This is a genomic window from Gracilibacillus kekensis (assembly GCF_900143085.1).
Classification (GTDB): domain Bacteria; phylum Bacillota; class Bacilli; order Bacillales; family Amphibacillaceae; genus Gracilibacillus; species Gracilibacillus kekensis.
This window is the reverse complement of record NZ_FRCZ01000001.1, coordinates 1,021,320-1,044,992: the sequence shown is the minus strand read 5'-3', so window position 1 is coordinate 1,044,992 and position 23,673 is coordinate 1,021,320. Positions and strand designations below refer to the sequence as shown.

General features: G+C 38.4%; 20 protein-coding genes and 1 pseudogene. 14 read left to right on the top strand and 7 right to left on the bottom strand.

Annotated elements, in window-relative coordinates:
• Nucleotides 1-8: 8 nt before the first annotated feature.
• The 3 genes from BUC25_RS04745 to BUC25_RS04735 are packed head-to-tail and all read right to left on the bottom strand — an operon-like array spanning nucleotide 9 to nucleotide 1,478.
• The gene (locus tag BUC25_RS04745; RefSeq protein WP_073200123.1) at nucleotides 9-257 is read right to left on the bottom strand and encodes a hypothetical protein; all 249 of its coding nucleotides are present in this window, start codon (nucleotides 255-257) and stop codon (nucleotides 9-11) included.
• 33 nt (nucleotides 258-290) lie between these two features.
• A complete protein-coding gene (locus BUC25_RS04740; protein ID WP_139251762.1) occupies nucleotides 291-983 on the bottom strand; it encodes a tetratricopeptide repeat protein in 693 nt (230 codons plus the stop codon).
• Nucleotides 984-1,007: 24 nt separating this feature from the next.
• The gene (locus tag BUC25_RS04735) at nucleotides 1,008-1,478 is read right to left on the bottom strand and encodes a hypothetical protein (RefSeq protein ID WP_073200121.1); all 471 of its coding nucleotides are present in this window, start codon (nucleotides 1,476-1,478) and stop codon (nucleotides 1,008-1,010) included.
• A gap of 271 nt (nucleotides 1,479-1,749) precedes the next feature.
• Between BUC25_RS04735 and BUC25_RS04730 the strand changes: the two genes are divergently transcribed.
• From BUC25_RS04730 to BUC25_RS04715, 4 genes and pseudogenes are all read left to right on the top strand, one after another.
• On the top strand, nucleotides 1,750-3,093 hold the full coding sequence (locus tag BUC25_RS04730) for a phenylacetate--CoA ligase family protein (protein WP_073200119.1): 1,344 nt from the start codon (nucleotides 1,750-1,752) through the stop codon (nucleotides 3,091-3,093).
• A gap of 33 nt (nucleotides 3,094-3,126) precedes the next feature.
• Nucleotides 3,127-4,359: a phenylacetate--CoA ligase family protein gene (locus BUC25_RS04725; RefSeq protein ID WP_073200117.1), complete on the top strand. Its 1,233-nt coding sequence runs from the start codon at nucleotides 3,127-3,129 to the stop codon at nucleotides 4,357-4,359.
• Nucleotides 4,356-5,183: pseudogene (locus BUC25_RS04720) on the top strand (bifunctional 3-deoxy-7-phosphoheptulonate synthase/chorismate mutase); the annotation flags it as partial. The gene BUC25_RS04725 and the pseudogene BUC25_RS04720, both read left to right, overlap by 4 nt.
• Before the next feature lie 32 nt (nucleotides 5,184-5,215).
• Complete coding sequence (locus BUC25_RS04715; RefSeq protein ID WP_073200114.1) at nucleotides 5,216-5,782, top strand: chorismate pyruvate-lyase family protein; 567 nt, start codon at nucleotides 5,216-5,218, stop codon at nucleotides 5,780-5,782.
• 51 nt (nucleotides 5,783-5,833) lie between these two features.
• On the opposite strand, the gene BUC25_RS04710 is transcribed toward BUC25_RS04715, so the two are convergent.
• Nucleotides 5,834-6,274, bottom strand: coding sequence for a hypothetical protein (locus tag BUC25_RS04710; RefSeq protein WP_073200112.1), 441 nt, complete (start codon nucleotides 6,272-6,274; stop codon nucleotides 5,834-5,836).
• A gap of 171 nt (nucleotides 6,275-6,445) precedes the next feature.
• Between BUC25_RS04710 and BUC25_RS04705 the strand changes: the two genes are divergently transcribed.
• A complete protein-coding gene (locus tag BUC25_RS04705) occupies nucleotides 6,446-6,799 on the top strand; it encodes a hypothetical protein (protein WP_073200110.1) in 354 nt (117 codons plus the stop codon).
• Nucleotides 6,800-7,001: 202 nt separating this feature from the next.
• Here BUC25_RS04705 and BUC25_RS04700 read toward each other — a convergent pair whose 3' ends face one another.
• Nucleotides 7,002-7,496 carry a L,D-transpeptidase family protein gene (locus BUC25_RS04700; RefSeq protein ID WP_073200515.1) on the bottom strand — a complete coding sequence of 165 codons (495 nt, stop codon included), beginning with the start codon at nucleotides 7,494-7,496 and terminating at the stop codon, nucleotides 7,002-7,004.
• 84 nt (nucleotides 7,497-7,580) lie between these two features.
• On the opposite strand from BUC25_RS04700, the gene BUC25_RS04695 reads away from it, so the two are divergent.
• The 4 genes from BUC25_RS04695 (at nucleotide 7,581) to BUC25_RS04680 (ending at nucleotide 10,916) form a co-directional block, all read left to right on the top strand.
• Nucleotides 7,581-8,126, top strand: a complete 546-nt coding sequence (locus BUC25_RS04695; RefSeq protein ID WP_073200108.1) for a GNAT family N-acetyltransferase — start codon at nucleotides 7,581-7,583, stop codon at nucleotides 8,124-8,126.
• An 82-nt stretch (nucleotides 8,127-8,208) separates the two neighbouring features.
• Complete coding sequence (locus BUC25_RS04690; protein WP_073200106.1) at nucleotides 8,209-9,141, top strand: alpha/beta fold hydrolase; 933 nt, start codon at nucleotides 8,209-8,211, stop codon at nucleotides 9,139-9,141.
• A 144-nt stretch (nucleotides 9,142-9,285) separates the two neighbouring features.
• Complete coding sequence (locus tag BUC25_RS04685; protein WP_073200105.1) at nucleotides 9,286-9,843, top strand: DEAD/DEAH box helicase family protein; 558 nt, start codon at nucleotides 9,286-9,288, stop codon at nucleotides 9,841-9,843.
• Between the two features lie 209 nt (nucleotides 9,844-10,052).
• Nucleotides 10,053-10,916 carry a serine/threonine-protein kinase gene (locus tag BUC25_RS04680; RefSeq protein WP_073200103.1) on the top strand — a complete coding sequence of 288 codons (864 nt, stop codon included), beginning with the start codon at nucleotides 10,053-10,055 and terminating at the stop codon, nucleotides 10,914-10,916.
• A gap of 98 nt (nucleotides 10,917-11,014) precedes the next feature.
• On the opposite strand, the gene BUC25_RS04675 is transcribed toward BUC25_RS04680, so the two are convergent.
• Nucleotides 11,015-11,371, bottom strand: a complete 357-nt coding sequence (locus tag BUC25_RS04675) for a DoxX family protein (RefSeq protein ID WP_073200101.1) — start codon at nucleotides 11,369-11,371, stop codon at nucleotides 11,015-11,017.
• Nucleotides 11,372-11,678: 307 nt separating this feature from the next.
• Between BUC25_RS04675 and BUC25_RS04670 the strand changes: the two genes are divergently transcribed.
• Nucleotides 11,679-13,181 carry a malate:quinone oxidoreductase gene (locus BUC25_RS04670; RefSeq protein WP_280174044.1) on the top strand — a complete coding sequence of 501 codons (1,503 nt, stop codon included), beginning with the start codon at nucleotides 11,679-11,681 and terminating at the stop codon, nucleotides 13,179-13,181.
• A gap of 239 nt (nucleotides 13,182-13,420) precedes the next feature.
• Here the strand turns inward: BUC25_RS04670 and BUC25_RS04665 are convergent, their stop codons facing one another.
• A complete protein-coding gene (locus BUC25_RS04665) occupies nucleotides 13,421-17,590 on the bottom strand; it encodes an endo-1,4-beta-xylanase (RefSeq protein WP_073200097.1) in 4,170 nt (1,389 codons plus the stop codon).
• Between the two features lie 288 nt (nucleotides 17,591-17,878).
• Between BUC25_RS04665 and BUC25_RS04660 the strand changes: the two genes are divergently transcribed.
• The 4 genes from BUC25_RS04660 (at nucleotide 17,879) to BUC25_RS04645 (ending at nucleotide 23,629) form a co-directional block, all read left to right on the top strand.
• Nucleotides 17,879-21,085, top strand: a complete 3,207-nt coding sequence (locus tag BUC25_RS04660) for a DEAD/DEAH box helicase (protein ID WP_073200095.1) — start codon at nucleotides 17,879-17,881, stop codon at nucleotides 21,083-21,085.
• A 100-nt stretch (nucleotides 21,086-21,185) separates the two neighbouring features.
• Nucleotides 21,186-21,479: a hypothetical protein gene (locus BUC25_RS04655; protein ID WP_073200093.1), complete on the top strand. Its 294-nt coding sequence runs from the start codon at nucleotides 21,186-21,188 to the stop codon at nucleotides 21,477-21,479.
• A 42-nt stretch (nucleotides 21,480-21,521) separates the two neighbouring features.
• Complete coding sequence (locus tag BUC25_RS04650; RefSeq protein WP_073200091.1) at nucleotides 21,522-22,034, top strand: acyl-CoA thioesterase; 513 nt, start codon at nucleotides 21,522-21,524, stop codon at nucleotides 22,032-22,034.
• A gap of 413 nt (nucleotides 22,035-22,447) precedes the next feature.
• The gene (locus tag BUC25_RS04645) at nucleotides 22,448-23,629 is read left to right on the top strand and encodes an aminotransferase-like domain-containing protein (protein ID WP_073200089.1); all 1,182 of its coding nucleotides are present in this window, start codon (nucleotides 22,448-22,450) and stop codon (nucleotides 23,627-23,629) included.
• Nucleotides 23,630-23,673: the final 44 nt, after the last annotated feature.

The following is a 23,673-nucleotide window of genomic DNA, read 5'->3' as shown; positions in this document are numbered from 1 at the left end:
CCGGAGGATTAGATTCTATTCTTTTTCACGTTTTCCACTCCACTTACCATCATCTCTTGACCTGCTGCAATGGCGCCATTTCGTAGTGAAGTAGCAATTCTGCTTAAGAGGATGGTGGGGGAATGATGAACACCTCTCACCGCATGATTCATTTCGTCACTGATTCGAGTGGCACCGGTTACTAATGCGGAGGAAATGATAGGCTGGGATTCGGTTCTGATTTTTCTAGCGAATCTCTTAATCTCCTCTTTTGTCATGTCTTTCACCTCCTTTCGCGTTCGATTCCCATCCTACCCGTTAATTTTATTGTGATCGTTCTTACTTTTTTGTGTTGCCAATTGTTGAAGCTCATTACCAACGGCACGAACGGTTTTTCTGAGCAAAATAGAAGTAGGACTATCCGTGTTTGGGATATGCTCAACTGCTGGCTTTCCTTCCAATATTCCGAGCTTTAGTTCAAGTAAATGAAGGAATTCAGGATCACCGGATGCGTGCTTCAGTTCTCTCCAACATGTACCTGCTTCTTGGTTTTGTCCAATACGATAATATACCTCGCCAAGTTCATAACGAAGTCGCAAGTAATCATACTTGCCAAGCAACCCTTCTTTTTTTTGTTCCTGATTAATGAGAAACGTGTAATCTTCAATGGCTGTTTTAGCTCGGTGGAAATGTTTCTCAGGTAACATATAGGCTGTTTTCCCTCTTAGTAAACGAATCATGCTATTATCAGGTTCAGCATTTACCGCTCCGTCCAGAAGCTTTAGTCCTGCCTTGGACCATTTTAATTTATCGAGAGGATTTGTCTTATCTCGGGCGATTAGTATCATCGTATTTCCGTGATAGGCATCTACTAAGGGTGCATTTGAACCGGTAGAACGTCCCCGTTCCAGCAATTGGTCCAATTCAACAGCAGCTTTTTCATCTCCTTTGACGGCTTTCTTGTGAAGTGGAAGGACCTTTTCTAGTAATCTATTACTTGCCAATTTATATTCACCCCCTCCTATATCCTAGTTTTTCATAGCGTTTTTCCGGGCTGTTCTTAGGTCATTAGTAATTTCCTTTACCTCCTCATCAGACAGATAACTGGCATCCCTTTTATAACGGTCCAGAAGGAAGGAGAGATCTTCAATGGCTGTTTGTGAGCAATGAAAATAGGATTCGGGTAGTTTCAAACATACTTTGGCACGTAATAATCGAATTTCCTTATTTTTAGAATTGTTAGAAACAGCTCGATTCAGTGCATCTAATCCTTCTTGTGCATGATCCGCTTTTTCTATTGGTTCTGCCGCATCACGTGCTAATAGGGTCAATGTACTTCCATAATAGGCTTCCAAAAGTGGATTGTTTGCATCTCTTTTGCGAAGTTCTGCGAAAATGTCATATGCTTCTTTCACTGCCTTTTTATCCCCGTTGACACCTTTCATCATACTTTTCTTACCTTCATCAAAACGATTTGTATCGGTACGTCTTTTTTTCAAAAAATCAACCTCCTAGCGAATTAAGATGTCTAGATAGATTTCTCAAGTTAATTAGATCTCTAACGCTATATGCTAGTTACGATATGTATAGTTGATAGAAACAGTTTGGATACAATCATCATTTTCTCAAAAATATATGTTTGTCCGAGTCAATACGGAATGGATTGGCATTTGATAGAAAGTAAAGGAAGGGAGAGAAAAACAGATTGATAGGGATTTATCCTATTTATTTTCAATTGAAAGTTAAATATAAACAGAATGGAGGAGTATGATGAAGGTTCAAACACATAAAATGACCGTTTCCATTGATGATCAATCTTCCCATTTAGAAGCATTTAAAGAATTTTACAAGCAATTAGATGAGCAAGGAAAAACAATTGAAGTACTTCCTCGTAATGAGAAGGAAGAGTATCAGTTGCAAGCAGTGAACGCAACTCTTGCTCATGTCTGGAAGCAAAATCAATACTACCGCCAAAGGTTAGAAGCGGCTGGATTTGAAGAACCTAGAATCGATCATCTTGAACAACTGTCTAAAGTGCCAATGCTTGAAAAAAACGTTATTAGAGGGGATAAAGAGAAACTGTTATGCGTGGATCCAAAAGAAATAGGTCAGGTTCACCTCACTAGTGGGACGTCTGGTAAGCCTATTTATACTGCGTATACTTTAGCAGATCAATATGTTTATGATTTATTGCCGAAGTATTTAGAACTGTTTAAAGAATCAGAAAATGATGTTGCGGCGATCGCACTTCCTTATGAGTTTGCTTTACCTGGTCTAGGATTTCAGCGTTTATTTCAATTTGCATTTGGCACAGCGGTTTTATCGCTTGGTAAGGGTGGTTATATGGCTCCGGTCGATAAATCGTTGGAGCTAATGAAGGAATATCAAGCGACCGTGCTTACAACAACCCCATCTTATGCAGCACTATTAGCAGAAGAAAGTGAGAAGTTCGGTATAAAAATTGGTGAAGATATTCAACTGAAAAAAATCTGGTTAACCGGGGAAGGATGTTCTCCTGCCTTCCGAGAACGCTTGGAAAAGTGGTGGGACTGTGAAGTCTCCTTTTTCTATGGTTCAACCGAGTGCGGTGTTATCGGAGTAGAGTGCAGTAAGCATAAAGGCTATCACGTCATGGAAGGCCATGTGAAATTGGAAATCATTGATCCGGACTCAGGGCAAGTTCTACCATCAGGTAAAACAGGAGAAATTGTGGTAACGACACTGCTTCGTGAAGGGATGCCGATGGTTCGTTATCGAACTGGAGATCTTGGTAATTTGAAAGAATCAAATTGTGAGTGTGGCACGACTATGGACGTTTTACAACTAAGAGGCAGAATGGAGCATATGCTTCGTTTGGGTGAACACGATTATTCTCCGTTTTTGATTGAGCATTTTCTTATGGAGATTCCGGAAGTTGGACTTTGGTATCATCTAAAGTTAAATCAAGGTGTCTTAACCATTGAAGCTGAGAAGTTTCGTACCACATTAAGTGATGAACAGTTAGCAACAAAAATCAAGCAGCATATGTTGGACCGGATTGGTGTGGAATGCAACGTTGTTATCCGGGATGATATTCCTCGTACATTCGGTAAAGCGCAGAGGGTATTCACTTAAATATCTAAAAAACGACAAGAAGGGAGGATCGTTATGACTGATATTAAAAAAGACAGCGAAAAAAAGTTCAAAGAGACGTATCAGCGAATGCTTAACTCGCCACTTTATCAAAAAAAATTAGCGGATCAACCGCCAGAAGATGTCACGTTAGAACAAATCGCTACACTTCCATTAACAACGAAACAAGATTTACGTGATGCCGGTATTTTTGGTCATCTTGCTGTCGATAAGGAGAAAATAGCCCAATACCATGAATCGACCGGAACGACTGGCGAGCCATCTGCCTCCTGGTTTACGCAACAGGATTTGATCGTTGGCGGAAGACAATTAAAAGAATGTGGCGTGCAATTGACACCAGAGGATCTGGTGCTTATTCGCTTTCCTTATGCAATGGCATTACCTGCTTTTTTAATGCAACAGGCAGCTTGGCAGACAGAAGCGGGAGTTGTTCCAGCGAGTGGGCGTACAGTAGTTATGCCATATCCTAGAGTGTTACATCTAACAAAAAAACTTTCAGTAACGGTTTTAGCAGGGCTTCCACGGGAGATGGAACTGTTGGCAGAAGCGGCTCGACTAAGTGGTTTGGAGGCGAGCAAGGATTTTCCATCATTAAGGGCGATATGTGTGGCAGGTGAATTAATGAGTGATCAGCGCAGGAAACATATAGAAGCTCTTTGGGGAGTTCCTGTTTTCAATATGTACGGATCAACAGAAACCGCCAATATTGCCACCATGTGTGAATTCGGCACCATGCATATTGTCGAACAGGATTTTTTTGTAGAAGTACTAAATGAAGAGGGATCTCGTGCTGTAGCTAATGGAGAAAGAGGGTTTGCTGCGATTACGACACTTTCCCACCAAGGTTCCCCATTGCTTCGTTATTTTAATGAGGACATTATCTCTGTAGAACCTAGCGCTTGTGACTGTGGCCGGACGGGTGCAAAGCTAATTCATTACGGCAGAAGTAAGGATCGAATTGTATTTGATAATACGGCCCTGGATGCCTTTGATATTCAAGAAGCAGTCTATTCGTTATCCCCTGCTCCAGACGCTTGGGAATTGATCGAGCAAGAAGACGGACTCCACCTTTTCATCGATTCTCATGATGCTGAAAAATGGTCAGAGGAAAAGATCTCATCATTATTAACATCACTACTTCATGTTCCTGTCACTGTGGAAATCACTTCATTACTTGATCGCGCGAAGCTTGTGAAAAATGTCCCATCTCTAAAGCCTGTATATATTAAAAAGCGAAAGGACGGTTGATGATGAGCAATCAACAAGGGAAACCACGGCTTCTCGTAAGTCGTGACCATAAAAATGACGATACGGTTATTAAAGTGAAGCAAGCTGTTTTTGGTGGTTCGACACCTATTCTGATCGCTGGTCCCTGTTCTGTTGAATCAAGAGATCAGCTTTTAACAGTTGCTTCCGCTTTAAAGAAAAAGGGTGTAACGGTTTTACGTGGCGGAGCTTTCAAACCGAGAACATCTCCTTATGACTTCCAAGGACTAGGTGAAGACGGATTAAAAATAATGAAACAGGTCGCAGATGAAACCGATATGGTCACGATTAGTGAAATTATGAGTCCAGATAAAATCGATATCGCATCAAAATATATCGATATATTTCAAATAGGCGCAAGAAACATGCAGAACTTTGAGCTATTGAAAGCCGTTGGTCAAAGTAAGAAGCCTGTATTATTAAAACGTGGTGCCTCTGCTACATTGGAGGAGTTTAAGCTCGCGGCAGAATATATTTTGGATCAAGGAAATGATCAGGTTATGTTAATCGAACGTGGTATTCGTACTTTTGAAAAAGCCACCCGCAATACGCTTGATATTTCCGCAGTCCCCATTTTAAAAAAGGAGACCCACCTTCCAGTATTTGCAGATGTCAGTCACTCGACTGGAAGAAAAGATATTTTATTACCTTGTGCGAAAGCAGCTCTTGCTGCTGGTGCAGATGGGGTGATGGTGGAAGTTCACCCAAATCCTCCGGTAGCTCTTTCAGACGCAAAGCAGCAAATCGACATCAACGAATTCAATAGCTTTTGGCAGGGACTCATGGATTCTAATTTATTCCTTTAAGCCTAACTGGTCTGATGAAGGGAGGTGAAGGGATGAGAGACTCCCATGTAGAACGAGTGCTGCAACGTTTATTATTCGACCTTTTATTAGTTACCGATGGTCGAACTACGGATATACTCGAAACGTTATTAAATGAAAAAGTTAGAGTAGAGGTGATCCGACAAGAACAAATAGCTAATGAAGATGTGAATCTGCTGGGTCAATCGTCAGGAGGACCCTATTATATTCGGGAATCCATTTTAGTTGGTGAAGAAAGTCGGTTAGTTGTGTCACATAACATAGCCCTCGTCTACTCAAAGCATGTACCAAAAGCTTTATATGAAAGCCTCGCGCATCAGCAAGAAGGCATTGGCAAAGCGATCAACTCCCTCAGTGTTCGTACTTTTCGCAAGGTGTTGGACTCGGGATTCATCAACGAAACAGACACGACAGACTTATTCCAGCGTCCCGTTACCATCCAATTTGCTAATCCAGACCAACGACTTCCTTATAAAAGATACTATATTTATTTCGGACGTTCTCCAGGAATTCAGATGCTTGAATATTATCACCCCAATTTGATCAGCCATCGTCTGGAGCAAGAGCTTAAGAAAGAGTAAGTAACTCTTGAAACGCTGGCCTGGACAGTGACTACACACTGGCAGGCTTTCTTATTTATCTCCAGACTTGTTCATTTTTTCAAACATATCGATACCAAAAACAATCATTTCTACACCAGCATGCTTTACTCCTTTTTGTACAGCAGCAAGGAATTTCTCTGTGAGGCGATCTGCTGCAGGATCACGTTCTTCTACCGCTTCGACAATATCATCTTTTGCCAGATCTGCTCCTTCTTTAACCGAGGTCATATAATAAAAGGTAAAGCGTCTAAAACTTTGCTTGAATTTCGTAAAAAAAGGATTGGTGTTGTCCATCTCATCGTCTTCAACAGGAATAGCAGCTGACTTTCTCTTCTTCCTCCCCGTCTCGCTGGCTGGAACGAACAAAGCAGCAATAACCCCTGCTACTACCACAAAAGTAATAACACCGCACAGACTCATGCCGAGAATGTATAGTATCTTATCTCTAAAGTCTAGTTTTTTAATATTCATTCAACGTTCACCCCATCTCTACATGGTTCAGTATATGAATAAATATCCCGGGTCATATAGGTGAAGGACTATTATTTAATGAATTCCACTCACGTCCAAGAAAGGACGCCTCAGTATCATAAATATATGGAGAGTAATTAAAATTTATATTATAAGGGAGGTCTCTAACCAGTGGAGCAGAAACGAAGGAAAAGAAAAAGATTCCGATCTTCAACAGAAGAAGAGGTGTCTCCATCCGTTTCAGAACAGGCCAATGACTTGGAATGGAAGGAGTTTATCCAACAAGAGTTAGAGAAACTAAAAACTCAGGAAAAAGAGGATGAAAAGATAGAATCTGAAGGTACAACGTCTACTGAAACGGAATTTACGCTCGGTTCCCTGGTAGAAAAGATACCTTTAGAAGATTTAATTGATACCGCAGTTCGTAAATTTGTTAAGAAAAAAAAACCGGTAAAGAAGACCATACCGGAAAAGAGAGTAAGACCGAGGAACGCTCGGAGAAATGTTTACAGATATCGGGATTAATGACGGTAGTGTGATAACTATCGTCATCTTTTGTATAATGTAAATAGCTTATTTAACAGGTGTCACCAATTAAGTAACATAAAGACACCGTATCAAATATAAAAACATCTTTAAAATGATGTAACTTTCAGCTTGTCTAGCACAGTAATTGCAAAGTCACCAGTACTGAAAAAAGGGACGAAGAGATGTCCTCTCGCCCCTGTCAAGGATGGATAATAACAGATGTTCCAATCGGGACAATACTTGCTAATTCTTCCACATCTTTGTTATACATTCGGATACATCCTCTTGATACCGCTTTACCAATTGAACTAGGGTCATTTGTTCCGTGAATCCCGTAATGTTCTTTAGATAGACTCATCCACATTGTTCCGAAAGGTCCTCCAGGGTTAGGCGCCTTGTTTATAATAATAAAATTTCCGACAGGTGTTCCATGTAGTATGCTGCCAACAGCAATGGGATACTGTTTTTGCACTACACCATCTTTGAGTAACCTTAGAGTGCGATTGTTAACAGAGACCTCGATTTGATAAGGAATCGTTTCAGGCTGTGGGAAACCAGGAATAACAATGGTTTGGCCTGGATATATGATATTTGGATTTATAGTTGGATTAGCACTTATAATCACCGATAGTGGTGTCCGATAATCTTGTGATATCTGATAAAGAGTTTCACCTTGCTTAACAGTATGAAGCAGTTTAAACACCTCCAAATAGGTTTTAGCTGTCATATAATACATTCTATGAAAATTATAAAAAGTGATTCTTAGGAGTTGTGAAAAATGATATATGTAAAAACATCAAGATTACAATTACGAGACTGGAAGGAATCGGATTTACAGCCATTTTGCGAACTAAATGCAGACGAAAAGGTTATGAGGTATTTTCCTAAAACATTATCAAATAAAAAAACATATGAGTTCTATAGATCGATTATTTCTGAATTTAGCGAATGTGGATTTGGCTTATATGCTGTTGAGGTAAAAGAAACTAAAGAATTTATCGGTTTTATTGGTTTTCATAGAGCCACATTTAAGGCGGATTTTACACCATGTGTGGAAATTGGATGGCGATTAAAAAAAGAAGCATGGGGGAAAGGATATGCAACCGAGGGAGCAACAGCATGTTTGCACTATGGACAGAGCGAATTAGGTTTTAGTGATATTTACAGTTTTACAGCTGAAGTGAACAAGCCTTCCATAAACGTAATGAAAAAAATAGGGATGAGTTTTGCTGGGAGATTTAATCACCCAAATGTTGAGGAGAGCAGTCCTTTAAAAGAGCATGTACTATTCCACATGTCAAAAAAATCAGCTAACGGTAATTAATGTTTACATAGAAAAGACTAGCTATAGTGTAATATTATGGTATTATTATTTTACCATATTATTATGAATATAGAGGTGTCAAATGGAAGAAAAAACGATATACAAAAGTAAAGAAGGAAAAAGAATACTTAGCCAAAAATATGAAGCATATTTAGAAACACTTCCCTTCGATGTCGAAAGAAAATATGTAGACACAAGTTATGGAAAAACGCATGTTCTTGTAGCAGGACCACCACAAGGAAAACCAATTTTCATCTTTCAAGGTGGAAATTGCATTAACCCCATGACACTTACCTGGTTTACCCCATTAGCTAAGCATTATAGAATATATGCACCAGACACCATAGGACATCCAGGATTTAGTGCAGAGAATAGAATTTCCGCAAAGAATCATAGCTTTGCACAGTGGATAGAAGAGTTAATGAACTTTTTTCAAATCGAACGATGTGCCTTTATCGGACCATCGTATGGTGGAGGTATTATTTTACGATTAGCCACCTTTTTACCAGAGAAAATCGATTGTGCCGTTTTGGTATCACCAGCAGGAATAAAACTAGGCTCTAAACTGAAAATGATAAAAGACATCTTGCGCCCACTCGCCTTATATAACATCACTTCATCTGAGAAACACCTCCAAGCCATAGCAGATAAAATGTCCGCTAACAGTATGAAAGATATAGATAAACAAATAATCGGTGATGTATTCCAACATGTTAAATTAGAACAAGATATGCCAAAGTTGACTGATAAAAAAGAATTAGAGAATTTTAAGGCGCCAACTTTAGTTATAGCTGGCTTAAAGGATGTTTTCTTTCCAGAAAATAAATTACGTAGTAGAACCCAAGAAATCATCCCGAATTTAACAGCCTTTAAGAGCTATGATATGGGACATTTTCCATCTGAAGCATACTTAGAGAAAATGAACGTAGAAATAAAGCAGTTTTTAAGCAACAATTATGAAATGATCGATAGTCAGCTAGGTGCTTCATTTGAGTATGAAGCATCTAAATGGTAAAAGGAGATCCACATAAGGAAGTATTTTAAATTTTTCAGTTGTAGAAAACGTATGTCGGCTGTGGTGAAGGATACTAGAGTATATGTGTTTAATTATAAAGGGTACGAATTTCCGTGTAAATGAGGGAAAACAGGGGGATACCAAATGAAGTTTGTTCTAATATTTGGCCCACAAGCAGTGGGGAAAATGACGGTAGGCCAAGAGTTATCAAAAATTACAGATTTAAAGCTTTTACATAACCATATGACAATTGAATTACTTGAACCTTTTTTTGGATTTAACCCTGAAATGTGGAGGTTATCCACGTTGTTTCGTGAAGAAATATTCCAATCTTTTTCAAAAAGTGATCAGTATGGGATGATTTTTACCTTTGTATGGGCCTTAAACAAAAAGGAAGATTGGGATCATGTCAGTAAGTTTACGGAGATATTTCGTTCTCAAGGAGCAGAGATATTTTATGTTGAATTGGAAGCGGATTTAGATGAAAGGCTCAGAAGGAATAAAACAACTAACAGACTGGAACAAAAACCAAGTAAAAGAAATATCGAACAGTCGGAAGAGCACTTACTGAGTTCTTTAGATACGCTCCGGTTAAATTCAGAAGAGGGAGAAATCGAACAAGAAAATTATTTAAAAATAAATAATACTAATTTACAAGCAGAAGAAGTTGCCGAAATGGTTAAAAGTAAATTTGATCTATAAAAGTGAAGAGGTGGAATTATGTTTAAACAAAAAATTAAAAAAGCAGATCCATTCTGAGATGATTAAGCCATGTACAGAAAGGTTGTATTAGACAAGCAGATTGTCTGTCTGACCATTATTTAAACCATGTTATTTGTGGCATGTTGTCGGAGGATTGGAATAAATAATTATTATGTCCATTTAAATAATGTTGCTTATAAGGAGGCTGTATGAAACAAATAGTATCTTTAAAAATCAATGATATTAGCTTCAAGTTGAAAGAAAATCATGATTTTCAGTGGTTAGAGAACGTGGGAAATGTATTTTGCGTATTTGACCAACAAGATTCCGGAAATATTAGTTTCGGTGTAAAGAATAATAATGGTACTTTTTTCGTTAAATATGCTGGAGCTAAACCTACTGATTTTTCAGGTGATCCAAATGAAGCAGTAAAACGTTTAATGGATGCTATTCCGATTTATCGAAAGCTAGAGCATTCTAGCTTAATCCAATTAGTTGATCAGTTTCCTGTTGCAAATGGTTATGCGGCAGTCTTTGAGTGGTTTGCTGGGGAATGCCTACATCCGCATTGGTTGTTTAGTGGAAAGGATAAGTACACACATCCAGATTCTCCATATTACCGTTTTAAAAGTTTGGATATAAATAAACGTCTATACGTCCTAGATAAAATTTTTGCGTTTCATACCTTTGTGGAATCTCAAGGCTATGTTGCGGTAGATTTCTATGATGGCAGCATTTTATATGATTTTAAGCGTGATGAAGTGAAAATATGTGACATCGACTTCTACAGAAAGTCACCTTCTGTAAATGATTTAGGGGATTTTTGGGGATCAAAGAGGTTTAAATCTCCAGAGGAATATCAGCTTGGAGCTCCGATTGATTCGATCACTAATGTGTATAATATGGGGGCGATTGCTTTTGGCTTAGTTGGTGGTGAAATGGATCATTCACTTCATAAATGGGAGGCAGGCGATAAGTTATATAAAGTGGCCCAAAAGGCTGTTGAAAGGAATAGAGAGGATCGGTATTCAACGGTAAAGGAATTTTATGAAGCATGGAAAGCGACTTTATAGTCTTAGAATCTCGCACAATTGGTTCAAGTAGGCTTTAACAAAAAGAACCCTTTCAATCAAAGAGTTCTTTTTTAATCTAGCTAATAAGAGAGGTAATGTTACTTTTTCCAAAGAATATAGAGTAGAAAAAGCATCACAATATCTAATCTCGCTTCAAATGCAAATTGAAATATCCCAGAATAAAGTATAGGAATTTTTGTAAGAATAATTGCAGCAATTATAATGATTAGTAATGGAATGACGGCCCTTTTCACATAATAATTAAAAATGATAAAGAGACCTGCTATTAATTCAGTAATACCAACAATTAATACTGTTATTTCAGGGGAAGGTATGCCAAGATTAGCAAACACACCAGTGAAATCACTAATCACCAATTTCATAAGAGCAGAGGTGATAAAGACATAGCCGACTACATATCTAATAAGTTGATGGGATGATACAGGCTTAGTCATAAACATTCTCCTTATTGTTTATTACTTATCAGAGTGAACATCAGACGCTAAGCCTCCTGATAAGCTTCGATACCAATTGAAAGAAATCTCACTTAATATATATGCAGGTAATTGGACAAACTATGCTAAATAGATTAAATTTTTCAGAAGAAAATCACGTATAAACCCTTTGCGTAAAATGTCAATAAGTGACATTATTTACGATGCCCAGCTTTAAAAACACCTGTAACTGATATATAATAGTTATAGGTGTTTATTTACATGTTAATAATATGAAAACGGATAAAAAATCTACAAATCTATTTATATAAGGAAGGTAACTATGAGTGAGACACATAAACAGACAGATGTTATTTTAATAGGTGCAGGTATTATGAGTGCGACATTAGGATCGATGTTAAAAGAACTAGCGCCAGATTGGGACATTACTGTGTTTGAAAAGCTTGGAAGTGCAGGTGAGGAAAGCTCCAATGAATGGAATAATGCAGGGACGGGTCATTCCGCACTTTGTGAGCTCAACTACACGAAAGAACTGCCTGACGGATCGATCGATATTAGTAAAGCATTGAAGGTCAATGAAGAATTCCAGGTTTCCAAACAGTTTTGGGCGCATCTCGTAAATAGCAATCTAATAAGTAATCCTCAAGACTTTATTATGCCTTTACCACATATGAGTCTTGTCCAAGGACAAAAGAACGTTAATTTTCTAAAAAACCGCTTTGAAGCGTTAGCGAGCAACCCTTTGTTTAAAGGAATGGAATATACAGAGGATACGAAAGAGTTAACGGAATGGATGCCACTGATCATGCAGGAAAGACAACAAGGTGTACCGATCGCCGCAACCAAAATTGACTCTGGCACTGACGTTAATTTTGGTGCATTAACACGTAAGTTATTTGAGCATTTAGAAGAGCAAAATGTCAATGTCCAATATAAACATCAAGTGGACAATCTCACGCAGACAAGTGATGGTTCATGGCAAGTAAAAGTACGTAATGTCGACAATGGGAATGTGGAGCAACATACTGCCAAATTTGTCTTTCTTGGAGCAGGTGGTGGTAGTCTCCATCTATTACAGAAATCTGGAATACCGGAAGGAAAACACATCGGTGGTTTTCCAGTGAGTGGTCTCTTTTTGTCATGTAACAATCCTGACGTAATCGAGCAACACCATGCCAAAGTATATGGCAAAGCAAAAGTGGGAGCACCTCCAATGTCTGTGCCCCATCTTGATACAAGGTTTATTAATAATCAAAAATCTTTATTATTTGGACCATATGCGGGCTTCTCACCGAAGTTTTTAAAAACAGGATCAATGCTGGATTTGATTAGCTCAGTTAAGCCGAATAACCTCTTTACAATGTTATCAGCAGGTGCCAAAAACATGCCATTAACCAAGTATTTGATTGAACAAGTGATGTCCTCAAAAGAACAGCGGATGGAAGAATTACGAGAATTTGTTCCAAATGCTAAAAGTGAAGATTGGGACATTGTAGTTGCAGGCCAACGGGTGCAAGTAATCAAAGATACCGATGATGGAAAAGGGACCCTGCAATTTGGTACTGAAGTAGTAAACTCAGAAGATGGCTCGATTGCCGCATTGTTAGGCGCGTCTCCAGGTGCTTCTACCGCCGTTTCTGTCATGTTGGAAGTAATGGAGAACTGTTTCCCGGACCATATTAAAGAGTGGGAGCCTAAAATCAAAAAAATGATTCCTTCTTATGGCGTAAGGCTGTTAGATCATCCAGAGCTTATTGAAGAAATCCACGTAACAACATCTGATACATTAGGTCTAGAGCGTGAAATATAAGAAAAAAACCGAACTTTACTGTTCGGTTTTTTTTGTGACACGGTAAGATTATGCTTCATGGGATACTACGCTCTCTTCACGGGATAACTACTTCGCTTCACTGGAAAACACTCTCGCTTGACGGGATAATCAGACTTATCCAGTTAAGCGAGCTATATATCCCGTGAAGCGGTTAGGTTATCCCGTCTACAGCACTACATATCCCGTGAAGAAAATAACTACCTTCTCGCACTTCGAACTTAAGCTTTTCTTCTATTATAAATGAAGAAAATTAAGCCTGTAAGCAGTACTACTAGTCCTGCTAATAGGAAATTGTAGCTGTTTGTTGCTGTATCAGGCAACTGATTTTGGCCTTGCTCTTCTGTAGGTGGTTCTTCATCTACCGTTTGGTCTTCACTATTCTCGATTTCAAATACGGTAAATGTACTAAAGTGATCAGTTTCTACTGTTACAACGCCATCTTGATATTCACCGCCAATTAGCTCCCAATCTTTTGTTTCAGGGTTCCAATAAAATACCTTTACAAGATCAGGATTCGTTACTTTGCTTTTATCCACCTTAAAGGAAAGTGTAACCATAGAATCAAATTGGCTGATTTCCTGGTCGCCTTGAATAATTTTAAAGTCGTATACTGCACTCAAGGCATTTTCAATATCTTTCATTTTTTGAATGGTAACCTCTACTTCTTCGTCACCATTGGTAAAAATGGATGCAGGTAATTGAATATTTACATCCTGTTTGCTAAGGTGTAGAACTGCATTTTGCTTTTTAAGCTGTTTTATTTGGTTCTTCGACAATAAAACGGATACAGTTCCATCTTCTTCACTCAAGTCAATAACTAACTCTCCACCTTGTTTTACTTGGTCAATTATCTCATCTTTCACTGTTGCTTTATTATCTTCTATTGTTGGCTTTGTGATAACTGGTTTTGGCTTAGTTGGTTGTTCCGGTTTCTCTGGCTTTTCTGGCTTTTTAGGATCTTCTGGTTTTTCTGGTTCTTCAGGTGTTGGTTCTGACGTTACCAGTGTTAGTTCACCAAATACTGAAGTATCCTGGTACCCAGCTCCAGAAGTGTCATTCCATGTTGCTGCGCTTTGACGTGCTCCATCAACGGCATCATTGATTTGTACATCAAAACCGATTTTATGATCTTTCTCAGGTGTAACGGTTTTAAATGGAATCTTTAATTCAACAGTGTAGCCACTTCCAGATTGATGAGTGGAAGATTCAAAACCTTCTGCAATGGCTTCTGGGTTAAATGATGTTTCATTATCAAAATTCACTCGATACTGACCATCATCGTTTTCATAAGAAGGTGTTTTCCCATTATTCTCATCGACAAAAACTTCAATGGAATCTTGTTCCCAAGGATTTTCATTGGATTTGTCAAAGCTTGAGTCGTTAACCTCCACTAAAACATATAAATTTTCTTCATCCCATAATGCTCTAGCAGTTCCTGTTGACCCTGACCATGCTGTCTGATAACGATTGACCGGAAGTTCGGCTGCCTCGCTCCATACATCATCTTTATCTCCATCAATGACAGGTGTTCCATAGGAAGCTACTCCTTGATTAACCTCTTTTTCGATAGGGTCGTAATTTTCAATGAACGTTTCAGGGTCTACGACAGCGTAGTATGCAGGCTTAGCTTGCAAGTCTTTATCAAATAATAATGGACTTTGCTCTGCTCTCCAACTGGTTGCATCGTTTAGTCCCCAGAAGGTGACACGAGAAATATGTTCAGCATGTTCTTTATACAGCTTAAATAATTGAGCATATAAGTATGCTTGTGCATTTGCTTCTTCTTCTGTCTGTTCATTATTACTTCCACCTGTGATATCAAGTTCTGTCACACCAACTTCTACACCAAGGGAAATGAATTTTTCCATGGAACTTCTTACATTGTCTGGATTTGTATTTAAATTATAGTGTGCTTGCATACCAATTCCATCGATAAGCAGGTCACCATTGTTTTCTGCTGCATAATCTTCATTAATTTCCTTGACCATTTGATATATGGCCTCTGCTTTGTTTTGATTATCATCATTATAATCATTGTAATAAAGTTTAATATCCCAGCCATTTTCGTCAATTACTTCTTTGGCTGCTTTAAAAGACTCTTCAATAAAGTCTGTTCCGACTGCATGATACCAGCCTGATTGACGCAAGGATCCCTTCCAGTCAGATGGATTCGGAGGATTATCGTTCATTGCTTCATTTACGACATCCCAAGAAATCACATCATCACCGAAATGTTCAACCGTTGTTTTAATATGGTTTCGTAAGTTTGCTAGTGCTTCATCTCTGCTTAATGGATTACCATCTGCATCAGAGTGTAACCTTTCATTTGATTGTTGGTGCCATACTAAAACATGACCATGAATATTTAAACCTTCATTCGATGCTTTCTGTACAAGGTCGTCTTCTGCATCAAAATTAAACTCACCATTTTCATCATAAGCATAACTTGGTTTCATTGCGTTTTCTGCTGTAACCAAATTATGGTGCATGTTTAAAAGTTCGAGTCTTTTTCCTTCAAACTCACCGGCAGAAACTGCATTTCCTATCAAGAAGTCATCTTTGTAGACATCTTTAATAGGTTGTAAGTCTTTTTCGATTTCGATATCACCTGAATCCGTTGGTTCGAAAGAAATATCATCAATGTAGAAGGTGTCAGAACTATTTGAACTTTCTACGTAAACAGTTAAGTATTCGTCTCCGACACTGCTGTAACGGTAAGTTCCTTCTAATTTAACCCATCCGTCTTCTGTAGTAACGGTTGTACCCTGGAGGTTATTGTAACTTGCTCCATCTCCCTCTGCAACTTGTGTGGATAGCTGTAAATCTGCAGATTCAGGCGAAATCAATTTTACCCATGCAGAGATATTGTATTCCTGTCCCTGTTCTACATATTCTTCCATTCGCAGTGATGGACCATGCCAGTTTTCCGCCCTGTTCTCCACCTTAAGTGCATAGGAACCGTTATCTGTATGATTTGCCTCGTCAGTGATCGTTAATGTTTCCTCACCACTTCTACCTTCAAAACCACCTAGTGTTTGGTCTTCGAAATCAATCGTGGTGAATTCTTTTGCTTCAGGTCTGTCTGGATTTGGTTCTTCTTCATCTTCATCCTCTGTAGTACCTTCTCCTGTAATAAGGATGTTTCCAATATGAAATGGTACTTCGGCGCCTGGATCATTTGATTGAATACGAAGTGCAGAGTCCACACTTGTATCAACAGTATATTGTCCTGTTAACGTAAAAGCTTGTCCTGCAGCATAATCGGCAGACAGATACAGACCTTCATAGCTGTCTATATTTTGTAATAATGCTTGTGCGCCTTCAGGAACAGTTATCTCTTCATCGACATAACCATTTACAGTAATCGTATAAGTCTTACCATTTTCCATCCCTACATCAGTAAAAGGAATATCGATCCCGTCATAGTTATTACTTCTATTCGTAACATGGACAGTTTTACCATTATCATTCTCTTCAAAAACAACGTCAGATGCAGGTTGTAATTGTGCGTTCCCTGCTTGTGTGGCTATTCCTAATCCATTTTCAAAGGTTTCATGGTAAATTACTTCACTATCATTTGGCTCTTCCTCTGGTTCAGATTCAACCTCAGGCGGAGGTCCACCGATCCAGCCTGCTATTTCTTCCAATGTTGTATCCATCATGACATAGTGACGTCCCATAGCATACTCACCATCATCTGGATATCCTACTTTAAATGCATAAGAGATACCATTAGCTTCATTGACCTCTTTGGTCACTTCATTATAGCTGCCATAAGGATATGCCATAAGAGTGGGATCTTCACCAGTAATACTTTTTAGATAAGTATTTGACTGAGTAATTTCTTGCTCGGCTTGTTCTCTTGTAATTTCACTTATTTTACTGCCATCCTCGCCCCAAAGGTTAGGGTCATGTGATTGAGTGTGATTTTGTAAACTGATATGTTCTTTATCTACTAAACTTTTTAACTGCTCCTCAGACATGCCGGCATCACCGTCAATCCAGTCAGAGATAACAAACAAAACAGCATTCATATTGTGATTTTCTAGGATAGGAAGGGCATTGGTGATAAAATCTGGAGTTGCATCATCAAAAGTTAGTAGAATTGGATTTTCAGGTGCTTCCGTATTCCCCTCCATGATGCTTACATATTGTTCTGCTGTTAAGGTGTTGTAACCAGAGTCACTAAGATATTTCATTGTTTGCTCAAATTTCTCAATGCTGGTGTCTGTCCATTCATTGGACGGATTTTCCACTATTTTGTGGTATAACAGTACAGGTATATCAGGTGTCTCTGCTGCTTTAGCAACTGATGGTATGATTGCTGGTTGAATAACTAACATACATACAAGAAATAATGAAACCATTTTTTTTAAATTACTATTCATTTTTTGCATTCCTCCAAATAATATATTTACACAAATAAAGCGCTTCCAACCTCCTTCCATATCCGATTGTAACGGTTACATTCAAAACCTATAACCCTTAAAATAAAGTTATTTCTTTGAAAAATTAATATCTTTTATGGAAAAGAGATAAAATATAGATACATATAAAGATTTAAATTACTTAAAATTGCAGTGAAAATATTCTAACCTTATAATAATAGTCGAGATTACCTTATAAAATTAGCTAGTAAAAATAGATATAACGATATTATGGAAGGAGTAGGGCACATGGACATCAAATTGAATCAGAAAATCATTAAAGAATTGTGCGGCACGATCTCCTTCAAAAGAGGAAATTCATTTTATCAAGCAAATAGAGTAACGTTACATAAATATACTTCAGATAGGTGTGAAGCAACGGTTGAAGCTACTGAAGATTTCCATGTCACCGTGGACAAGAAAGCTGATGGAGGTTTTCGAACGGAATGCACGTGTCCGACATTGCCGTCTTTTCAAAATGATTGTCAGCATATCGCTGCTGTCCTGCTGACGATTTATGAGCAACAACAACAGGACAAAATAGATGTTGCTCAGGAGGAGCGATCTACTAATCAAGTATTGACAGAAGGATTAATGAATATTTTCCAAGACAGCTCTTCTCGCGGGAGTGGACAGCAACGGCATTTTGAAAATCGGCAACAACTCAATTTGGTGTTTACGTGTAAACCTGTGACGATCGACAAGCAACAATATCTGTTCGGAATTGAAATACATATCGGCCCGATCAAAATTAAAAACATTCGAGATTTTCTGAAACGCGTGAATGAAGGAAGAGCCTGTCAGCTATCCCGGTTATTTCGTTATGATCCTGCTTCTCATTATTTTCAAACAGATACCGATGCCGTTATTCAGCAGCTTATTTATGTTATACGAGATGAGCAAATTTATCTTGACGCCCTGGAACAAGTGGATAAAGCAATCGATACGGATGTTTTATTAGTTCCACCATCTTCAGGCGATCGACTATTGCCACTTCTAACAACTGCACCACTTGTTAAATTGGAGTATAAAGGCAAAACATTTGAAGGTCTTCCTATTATAAATGCGCCTCTTCCATTAACATTTGATTTTTCAGAAACGAATCAAGGAGAAGTGGAACTGAAAATTAAAGGATTAAACAAGTTGGTTGTGATGCATGCGTATCGTCTTGTTTTATATAATGGTAAATTAATTCAGTTGGATAAAGAACAAAATGAACAATTATCAAATCTCAAGCAGATGCTAACTGCATCAAAAACAGATCGAATTCCGATTCCGTCTGAACAAATGAATGCTTACATGGAAAAGGTTATTCCAGGTTTGAGAAAATTGGGAGATGTAACATTAGCTCGTACCATAAGAGACCATTTTGAAAAGACGCCATTAATTGCAAAATTATATCTGGACCGGGTCAAAAACCGTCTGCTAGCAGGTCTAGAATTTCATTATGAGTCTATTATTATTCATCCACTGGAACAGAATGAAATAGAAAATGGGCCTATGCTAGTTCGAGATACAGAGAAAGAGAACGAGATTCTTAAGATAATGAATAATAGCGGTTTTGCCAAGACAGAAGGCGGCTATTTTATCCATAATGAAGAGTTGGAGTATGAATTTTTAGAGCATTTTATACCTGAATTGCAAGGTCTTGTCCAAATATATGCCACTACTGCGGTCAAAAATCGGATTTTTCGAGAGAAAGCTCATCCGAAAATCAGGGTGAAATTAAGGCGAGAAAGAACGAACTGGTTGGAATTTAAGTTTGAAATGCAGGGTATTCCAGATCAGGATATTCGAGAACTGTTACAGGCACTCGAAGAAAAGCGTAAGTATTACCGATTACGTAATGGCTCATTGATGTCTTTGGAATCAAGAGAATTTGAAGAAATTAGACGTTTTTTAAACACTGTTCCTGCTCAGGATGATGACTTGGAAAAAGGCCTGCAAGTACCGATTGTTAGAGGACTCGGACTTCTCGATGCTGTCGATGATCGTGACACTTTTACCATAGAAAAAACGTTTCGAACATTTTTGGACAAACTAAAAAATCCAGACGAAGAGGCATATGACGTACCGGAAGGGTTATCAACGGTATTGAGAGACTATCAAAAACATGGCTACAGATGGATGAAAACAATGGCGAGTTATCGCTTCGGCGGAGTTCTGGCAGATGATATGGGCTTAGGGAAAACCTTACAAAGCATAGCGTTTATTTTATCCGAGCTTGAAGTGATTCGAAGGCAAAAGCGTCCAGCATTAATCGTGTGCCCCTCCTCGTTGACTTATAATTGGCAAAACGAATGGAGGAAATTTGCTCCTGAGCTTAATGTATTGATTATCGATGGTACGAAAAAGGAGCGCAGTCATCTCCAACATAAAATTACCAATAGCGATGTTATTATTACTTCCTATCCGCTGTTGCGTAGAGATGTCGATTGGTATTCCAAGCAAACCTTTCACACGAGCATTTTTGATGAGGCACAAGCATTTAAAAATCCATATACACAAACAGCAAAAGCAGTGAAAAAAATAAATGCAGATTACCGATTTGCTTTGACTGGCACTCCAATAGAGAATTCTTTAGAAGAACTATGGTCCATCTATTATGTGGTCTTTCCTGAACTTTTCCTTGGATTAAAAGAATTCAGTAACTTAACAAGGACAAAAATTGCTCGGCGAGTGCGCCCTTTTATGCTTCGCAGAAAAAAAGACGATGTACTTGAAGAGCTTCCTAAGAAAATAGAATCGACCGAATCCATGGAATTATTACCTGAACAAAAGAAAATATATGCAGCTTATTTGGCGAAATTAAGACATGATACATTAAAGCACTTAGATAAAGATACATTACGAAAAAATCGTATTAAAATTCTTGCCGGGTTAACTCGATTACGACAGATTTGTTGCCATCCATCGTTATTTGTAGACAAATACAACGGAGGATCTGCTAAATTCGAACAATTGAAGCAGATCATAGAAGAATCACAACTTGCAGGGAGAAGAGTATTAATTTTTTCTCAGTTCACTAAAATGCTGAAGTTAATAGGAAATGAATTAGCAAGACAGGGACTTTCTTTCTTTTACCTTGATGGGCAAACTCCATCAGAGGAACGAGTCGAAACATGCTATCGGTTTAATGAAGGTGAGCGTGACTTGTTTTTAATTTCTTTAAAAGCTGGTGGTACAGGTCTTAATTTAACTGGTGCCGATACAGTAATCTTATACGATATTTGGTGGAATCCTGCTGTCGAGGAGCAAGCAGCAGACCGTGCGCACAGGATAGGTCAAAAAAATGAGGTTCAAGTAATCAAATTAGTGGCCCACGGTACCATTGAGGAAAAAATGAATGCATTGCAAGAGAAAAAGAAACATCTCACAGAAGAGATCGTTGATACGAAAGAGCACACTTTCTCAACACTCACCGATGAAGATATTAAAGAAATATTAATGATTTAAAGAGTAGCAGCGATACAGGTTGCTGCTTTTTTTAATCTATGAGTAGATTTTTCATTTTTGTCAAAGATAAGAGGAGAAAAAAATAGGGAGGAATCTATCAATGCCAATTCAAAATCGTCATGAAATCGAACAGTTAGCAAAAACGTCCTTACAATTAGAAGAAGCAACGCGTATCGCTCGAAATTCTGCTGATCAAGAAGTGATGCAAGAATTGCAACAGCAACTCAGAGAGGTTCAAAATCAAATTCAGGATGCCCGAGGAAAAGCGATAAATGGAAGTGGTACCTCAACGGAACCACTATTTGACGCTCAAGTTCGAGTAGAGGAATGCCAACATACATTAAAAAGAGCACTAATGAATGTAGAAGCCGGGCAAGACAATAACTACCGATAAGCTTTACTTTTTCAGTATTATAAATTCAAGAAGGTGATGGTTATGGAAACTTCTGCTATTAGAGAGACACTTGCTGTAAAGGTTAGTCATGTTTTCCCGCCGGATACGAACAATCATGGAACCCTTTTTGGTGGGAAATTAATGAGTTATATTGATGATATCGCTTCTGTATCTGCTATGCGACATGCCAGAAGCCCTGTTGTTACTGCTTCGACGGACTCTGTCGATTTCTTGGCGCCAATTCGGACGGATCAGTCCGTCTGTTTAGAGTCATTTGTTACATGGACAGGTACCAGCTCGATGGAGGTGTTTGTCAAAGTTCTGGCAGAAAACCTAATTACAGGAGAACGAACAATTGCAGCTACCGCTTTTTTAACTTTTGTTGCAGTAAACGAAGATGGACGTTCAGTACCTGTTCGAAATGTTATCCCAGAAACAGATGAAGAAAAACATTTACATGAAACTGCTAAAATCCGGGTAGAGGAGAGAAAAAAACGGAGAAAGGCAAGTAAGGATTTAGCAAGTTTCATTCCTATGAATAAACCATGGGAATGAAATACTGTTTAAGTGGTCCACATTAATTTTTCGACAATTTTACCAACCATCAGTATACTGTAATTAAAAAGAGTCAGGTGATTGAATGAAAAGAGATTCGAGCGACCATTTCACATATTCAGAAAAATGAAGCACTTTTTAATAATCAATTTCTTCCCATCTTTCTAGCAATGGAATGAATCTTCTTTCTAACGGATAGTGATGAAAACTGGCAAAATATTCGAGCCGAGTTGTTGGAAGGTAGTAATCCGAGAGATGTCGATTTGAAATGTAAGAAATGTGGTGGTATCTTTCCTTTTCGTACATTTGAAAAATATATGTATTATACAAATCATTGGCGTTATCCAAGACTTTGCCCGGAGTGTGACCAAGAAGAAGGTAGTTGAATTGTCTAAAAGAAAGGTGAATCACTTATGGATGCATTTTATTCCGATAATATAACGAATGCACTAAAAAATGACCCACCTGGTGAATGGATGCCGTACATACCTGAAGACTGTATTCGATTAAGTTCCGGTTTTCCTGCTCCAAGTCTCGTCCCGGTCAAACAACTAAAGGAGTCGATTGGACAATTGCTTGATGTCGAACAAGATCTGCCACTTCATTACCTAGGTACACCAAAAATGGATGAATTAAAACAGCAAATTATTGAACGACTGGATCAGCGTGAAATGAAGTTTACTATGGATGAAGTGTTAGTTACAGCAGGAGCTTGCCAAGCAATTGATTTAATTGCGCGAATTTTTGTCGATGAAGAAACAGTGGTAGCAGTCGAATCACCGACATATATGGAGGCTTTAGAAATTTATAAAAATTATACCGATCGTTTTATTGAGATACCAATGGATGAAGACGGGTTACAAACAGAACGATTTGCAAAGCTATTAGCAGATAGAAAATCAAAAGGGCTTCCGTTACCACAATTGTTATACACCATTCCTACGTTTCAGAATCCAACTGGGACAACACTGACAGAAGAGCGAAGGAGACATCTACTGGAATTAGCGGATACGTATGATTTTCTGATTATTGAAGACGATGCCTATGGGGAGCTCTTCTTTCATGACCAGCCTAAAACACTAAAGGCATGGGATAAGGCAAATCGAGTGCTCTATGTAGGGTCTTTCTCAAAAGTAATTGCTCCAGGTCTGCGAATTGGCTGGGTTTCTGCAACTAAGGAGATCATCGAAAAGTTATTCTGGTTCAAGAAAGATTTAGATCACCCTTTTGCACAAGCGGTTATGTCAAATTACTTAAGACAATATCCATTAAATAAACGGTTGAGTCTGATACAAGAAAGCTATAAAGAAAAATGCAGCCTAATGAAAGATGCGTTAGCTGACTACATGCCAGACTCTGTATCTTGGTATGTTCCGAGGGGAGGATATTTTGTATGGGTGAAACTGCCTGGTGAAGATACTTCTGAGCTTCTTGAGCAGGCAACGAAGAAAGGTGTGTCGTTTCTACCAGGAAAACACTTTTTTCTAGATGAAAGAGATGGTAGGGAATGGCTCCGTCTCTCTTTTAGTTATGAAGATTCTACAGCTATCGTAGAAGGAGTGAAGAAATTAAGTGAGGTGGTCTGTAACCGCTGAAGCGATCTTAGTTTTGTCGAGCATAGTGGGAGAATAAAACTCCC